Origin of the sequence: Micromonospora sp. CPCC 205739 (genome assembly GCF_036906795.1) — a bacterium.
Taxonomy (GTDB): Bacteria; Actinomycetota; Actinomycetes; order Mycobacteriales; family Micromonosporaceae; genus Micromonospora.
The window spans coordinates 22,644-28,553 of sequence record NZ_JBAKHS010000040.1 but is presented as its reverse complement, the minus strand read 5'-3'; the positions used below and the strand labels follow the sequence as shown (position 1 = coordinate 28,553).

The following is a 5,910-nucleotide window of genomic DNA, read 5'->3' as shown; positions in this document are numbered from 1 at the left end:
CCTCCCAGCGCGGGCCTTCACCCCCGCCCTGAAGGGCGGAGCACTGGCCCGCATCCCGGTAGCAGGACCTCGGCGACCGTGGGGCGGTCTGGACCTGAGCGCCCGATCGGCCACCACATCATGCCGAAGGTCCTGACCAGCTGCCCGAAGGACCTGGGGAAACATAGATGTGCCGTCACAGTTCAGCCGAAGGAGGGCGTCCATGCGCCGCAACACGTTTCTTCGCACCCCGCTTCGGGGCGACATGCAGAGCCAGCTGCGGAACGTGACGGTCACCGAGGCGCCCCCGGAGGGCGACCCCAAACCAGGGGACACCTTTCCCCAGACATTGGAACTGTCCTTCGACACCGACACGCCAGGCCTTGCCGTGGAGATCGCACCGCTCTGGGAGGGCGCGCTCCAGTTCATTCCGGACACCATCGCGCACAACCCGACCGTACCCGCCGAGGTCGTCGAGAGCCGCTACGACAGATGGTCGGTGACCGGAGATCTGCTGCTAAAGACGCCGGCGTCGGTGCACGAGGACGCGTTCCGGCAACACCTGCCCGGCTTCGACCCTGTGCCGCAACTGGTGCGGTACAGCAAAGTGGTGCTGACCAAGGAATTCCTGTTCACCACCCTGGCCACGGTGCCGCGGCGACGGTTCACCCTCGGCGGCGTGAGCGTCGCCGAGGACGACCCGTTCTACCACCGGAAGCTCGTGATCAGCATCCTGTCCGGCACCGGGCGGATCTGGATCACCGTCGACCCCGCCGATCCGGCCAAGGACACCGCCGCGCTGCCGATGCCGGTGGTCGCGCCGCCGCCGTCCGCTGGGACCGCCCAGCTGCGGCTGACTGTGGCGTCGACGAGCTTCGAGGTGCTCTCCCCGACCTGGTTCGATCAGCGGCCCGCCTACGACGACCTGTCCGGCGAGCAATTGGTCCCGCCAGCGCTGCGGACCCTGGCCGACCAGCTGTCCAACCCGGCGCATCCGGCACACAGCGTGATCTCCGCGCGGGCCCTGTTCCAGGCCGCGCCGGACCTCGCGTACGCGCCGGACCACGCCGCGGCGCCGGTGCGGGCGGCGCTCGCCGCCCCTCGCCCAGACGGGCGACGTTACCGGCGCATCGAGCTGAGACGACCCCCGCTGCCCGGGTCGGACCCCAGCGCCGCGCCCCGGCGCCCGTATCCCGCCCACCAGCTGTGCTGGCGGCCGAGCGCGGGCGGCCCGACCGAGTCGCTGCGGCTGCCGCTGTCCGGCGTCGTCCACCTGCCGCTGGCCGATGACACGTACCGGTTCTGGGTCATTTCCCGCTCGGCCGACCCGTCCGCCATGCTCGCCGGGGACCAGGTCCAGCTGAGCCTGCCTCCGACACCGCCCCGGCTCGTCGGCGCCCCGCCGCAACCCTCCGTCGACGTGGCGCTCGGCGCCGGGCCGTCCGCCACCATCGACACCCACCTGCGCGCCTACGACGCGGCGATGGTCTGGGAGGGCTACCGCGCGGTCGCGCCCCGCCAGACGGAACTGCAGGACAAGGCCAGCGCGCACTGGAACGTCGACGCCCACCTGGCGTGGATCGTCCCCCGGGCCAACAAGAACCGCCCGCAGAGCGCGCTGTACGCCCTGTTCCGAGAGTCCGCCGGGCGTCACGGGCTGTCGCCGGAGTTCCTGCAGGTCGTGTTCTTCGGCGAGGGCGGCGCCAACGAGCTGCCCGCCTCCGGCGCCTTCAACCCCAACCAGGTGCTGCAGGCGTACGACTTCGTCGGCCTCGACCTGATCGTCTACCGCACCGGCCGGCTGCCCGTCGGCCGACCCGCGATCCCACCCGAGGTGCCGGCCGGTGCCGTCGACGAGCGCGCCGAGTACACGTTCAACCTCGTCACCGCCGGCTACGTCGACCCCGCCGTCGCCGCCGCGGTGAACTGGGACCGCACCGAGGTCCGGACCGAGGCCGGCTTCACCCGCAGCCTTGAGGTCGGCACGGTGAGCGGATGGGCGGCGGCGATCGAGCTGGTCGCTGCGGAGCTGCACGCCCGGCTAGACGAGATGACCGCGTACCTGGCGGGCAAGGTGCCCCCGGTTGCGGTGCCCGACGAGCTGAGCCGGCGGTTCCTCACCTACGCGCGGTTCAACTCCCGACCGTCCACCGCCCGGGCGCTCGCGGACAACATGGCCGGGAAGCTGCGCCCGTGGGTCGGCGCGCCGCCGCCGGACAACACCAACGTCCACTTCAACACGATCCAACGGCTGGCGGTCGCCGAGTGGCACGACGCGGCGGCCGCCTACCGGGAGGCGTAGCCGCCGGATCAGGGCACCGGCGGCAGTTGCTCGATGATGCGCCGGGCCAGGTAGCGGATCTCAGCCGCGGACAGGTCCAACGTCTTGCGCAGCACGGGCGCGGCGACCAGGTCCGCGGTACGCCGTCCGGCCGTCTCGGCACCCTTGGCCACCACGAGGTGGCGCTGGGCCCGGCCGAGGCCGATGATCCGCCCGCGGGAGGTGCCGGCCGGGTCGTAGCGGAACGGTCTGCCACCAACAACGATCCTGTCGCCCACCTCGAGCTCGTTCTCCATCCACTCGAACAGCTGCGTCATACCCTCCTGGCCACCGCGAGGTCCGGCCTTGATCTCGAAGACGTCCAGCACGACCAGGTTGCCGTTACGTTCGACGGTGAGCAGGTCGTCGGTGAACTCCTTGGACTGCCCCGTCACCCCGTCGATGCGGCGGACGCCCTTCTGCAGGGCGGCGTCGGCGGTGGCCGCCTTTGCCCGGCGCGCGGCGAGGATCTCCGCCTTGTAGCCGTCCGCGAGGATCTCGCCGATGTTGCCGGTGAGGTTGCGCAACACCCAGTCGGCGACCTGACCGCCCTCCAGCATGCCTTGGTGCCACAGCTCGGTGAGCTTGCGTTGCAGACGGGGCAGGTTGGCCGGATCTTGCAGGGTCTGCAGGTAGCCGGTTACCCGCGTCGCGGTGAGTCCGGGTGGCTGGACCAGCGCGGTGATCGGTGTCATCGTCGTCGGCCGGGGACGGGCCACGACCACGACGTGGCGCGGGACGGCGGCACCGTTGCGGATGGTGGTGTATTCGGTCGTCCAGATGCGGACCCCGGGGCGGGGCGCGACCCCGGCGAGGCTCTTGGCGAAATCCGGCGACTCGGTCACGACGATCCACTGGCCGCCCGGTCGCAGTCGGTCCACGCGCTGGGTCACGAACGTCGCCGGGTCGGGCAGCTGCGCCGGGTTGAGCAGTTCCTCCCGGGCGACGGTGCACTGGTAGCCGGCCGGTAGGTCGGCGACGGTGCCCTGCACGAAGCGACCGTTGCCGGCCACGACGGCGTCGACGCCGGCGTTGCGGGCCGGGGCCACCACCGTCGTACGCCTGCGGGCTGCCAGTTGCTCCAGGCCCCAGCCGATCTCCGGGTCGCCCGCCCCGACCACCAGGTACTCCCGCCGCCCGCGCGGGCCGACGCTCTTCACCGCCGTCCTGGGTCTCTTGAGCACCGAGGTGGCGGGAACGGTCTTCGCGGCGCCGCCCTCGAGCAGGGACCGGGCCGCGTTGCGCAGCCGCAGCACCGCGGCGGCGCGGCGGGCCTCGTCGACCGCGCTGATGATCAGGTTCCGCAATGTGCGCTGGGACATGTTTAGCTCGCTGCTCAGGCTCTTGAGGGCGCGGCTGCTGAGCCGCTCCTTGTTGGCCAGCTCAGCCGCCGCGGCGAGTGTGCTGAGCTTCTCGGTACTCGACACGACGTTTCCCACGGCGGGGACCGCAGCGGCGGTGACGGCCGCCGGCATGGCCATCCGCAGGAACGGCACCGGATTGGCGTCGGCGGCGACGGCCGCGGCGAGCGGGCTGGCGGCGGCGCGGCCGGTCGCCGCCCGCCGCAGCTGCCGTCCCACGTCGCCGCCGAGCAGCAGGAAGTCGATGAGGGAGAGCGCGAGGCCTCGCCAGGCCGCCTTCCGGGCGTCCGCGGCGTCCTCAACGGAGGCGAGCTGGAACCCGCCGGGCGTGTCCAGGCTGGCCATCATGGTGAGCAGCTCCGCCTGCTGGAAACCCTGGACGACACCAACCGCGCCGATGGCCGCGGACAGGCCACCGGCGGCGAGCGCGACCGGCGGCTCGATCATCGCCAGCACGATCAGGAACATGTTCGCCACGTCCATGCCCAGCTCGCCGGCGAGATCACGCAGCTGGCCAACAAGCAGGACCAGGTTGATCCTCCGGCGCTGCTCGTCGGTGAACGCCTCGATCACGTCCGGGTACACCGGAGCCAGCCGCCGCGCCGCGAGCGGATGCGCGGCCAGCAGGAACGCGCGCAAACTGTCCACGTTGTCCAGCCGGTCGTTGAGCGCCGCGAGCGCCTTGAGGGAGGCGTCGCCGTCCGACCCGCCCGCGAGCTCGTCGGTGAACTCGCTGAGCTCCGGGGCCTCGTCCTCGTCCCGGTCGATCGTGATGAACAAGGGCGCCAGCGGCTCGGCGGCGGCGATCTCACCGATTTGCGCGGCCAGCCGCTGCGCGCTGCGGCTCTCCGCCTCGGTGGGTTCGCGCTCGCCCATGACCCACGCCAACAGCGCCGCCTCGTGCAGCAGCGGACGCAGGGCGGCGGTCTTCGCCTTGAGCGCGCCGCCGGGCTCGGGCAGGGGCAGCGGAGCGTCCGTCGGCTTGAAGCGGCGGCGCTGTGCCTCCAGCGCCCGTTCGGCCAGCATGAGACGGGCCAGCGTGTAGTCCAGCGCGGTCTGGGTGAACAGCGCACCGAGCGGCAGGTCCGGGCGGTAGTCGTCGCCGTCCCAGGCGTCGTCGCCCTGCTCCTGCAGCTCGGCGAGCCGCAGGTCGGAGTTGAGGTGCGGGCCCGGATCGTGGTCGGGGTACTCCGGGGACAGCCACGGCGGCCGGTGCTGCATGCCCGCCACGCAGTAGTACCGGCCGTCGCGGCTGGTGCGCAGCACATGCCCCTCGGCGGTGGTCAGGGCAACCACCCGCCGGTCGGCCCCTTCGGAGGTGAGGTCGGTGTGGGCGGGACCGGTGCCGGACAGCGCATCGGCGTAGCTGAGGTTCGTCGACAGCGCGCACGCGTAGTAGATTCGCGGCAGCACGGAGTTCGCCTGCAGCACCGCGGTCGCGACGCCGGTCAGCCGCGCCTGGGCGATTGCCTGGTCCTCGTCGAGACAACCGGCGACCGGAGGCAGCACCGGCCCGGCGAGAATGTCCTCGTCGTCGACTGCATGGTGGGCCACGACGACGTCGGTCAGTTGCCGACCGACCTCCACGTAGGCGTCCGCCAGCTCCTGCGCGTCGACCGCTTCCTGGACCAGCGCCGCGACCCGCTTCTCCGGTTCGGCATAGGCGGTGGTCCACAACATCTCGCCCAGCACCGCCAGCGCCGCCGGTGGCGGCTCGACGTCGTCCAGACCACCGGCCGGCCGGTCGTCGTCCCCGAGACCGAGGATGGTCAGCACGTCGGCGTAGCTCAGCTCGTGCGCCCTGATCTGGCGCTCCAACGCCAGGAAGCCGACCTGCGGGGCTCGGTACGGCATGTCCCGCTGTGCCTTTGCGAGCAGGTTCCGTATCGTCTGGGCAGCGCGCACGGCGGCCAGCACCCGGGTGTCCGCGGCCCGCAGCCGCTGCACCGCGGCCGGGCCGTACCGGTCGCTGAGCCGTCGGAGGAACGCCGGTGCCGACTGTGGATAGTTCGCCTCCAGGCCGGTGATCCCGGCCAGCAGGTGGAGAAAGCCCGCAACGTCCGCCGCCGGGTGCCGTCGCAGATAGTCAAGCAAATCGGCATCCTCCAAGCGGCCGACGCCGGTGGTGGACGTGACGACAGTTTGCACTGGCTGACTCATTAGACCCACCCACGCCTTCTATGCCTGGCCGTGACCCCTATGCAATCGTCACGACGTGGGCCGAGCACATCGTCCGTTGAGGCAACAACC

The 5,910-nt window shown here is 71.7% G+C and carries 2 protein-coding genes; one reads left to right on the top strand and one right to left on the bottom strand.

Annotated features, from left to right (window positions below; genetic code table 11):
• Positions 1 to 202: 202 nt before the first annotated feature.
• A complete protein-coding gene (locus V6U88_RS29695; protein WP_334458209.1) occupies positions 203 to 2,281 on the top strand; it encodes a hypothetical protein in 2,079 nt (692 codons plus the stop codon).
• Between the two features lie 8 nt (positions 2,282 to 2,289).
• Here the strand turns inward: V6U88_RS29695 and V6U88_RS29690 are convergent, their stop codons facing one another.
• Positions 2,290 to 5,754, bottom strand: a complete 3,465-nt coding sequence (locus V6U88_RS29690) for a hypothetical protein (protein WP_334458208.1) — start codon at positions 5,752 to 5,754, stop codon at positions 2,290 to 2,292.
• Positions 5,755 to 5,910: the final 156 nt, after the last annotated feature.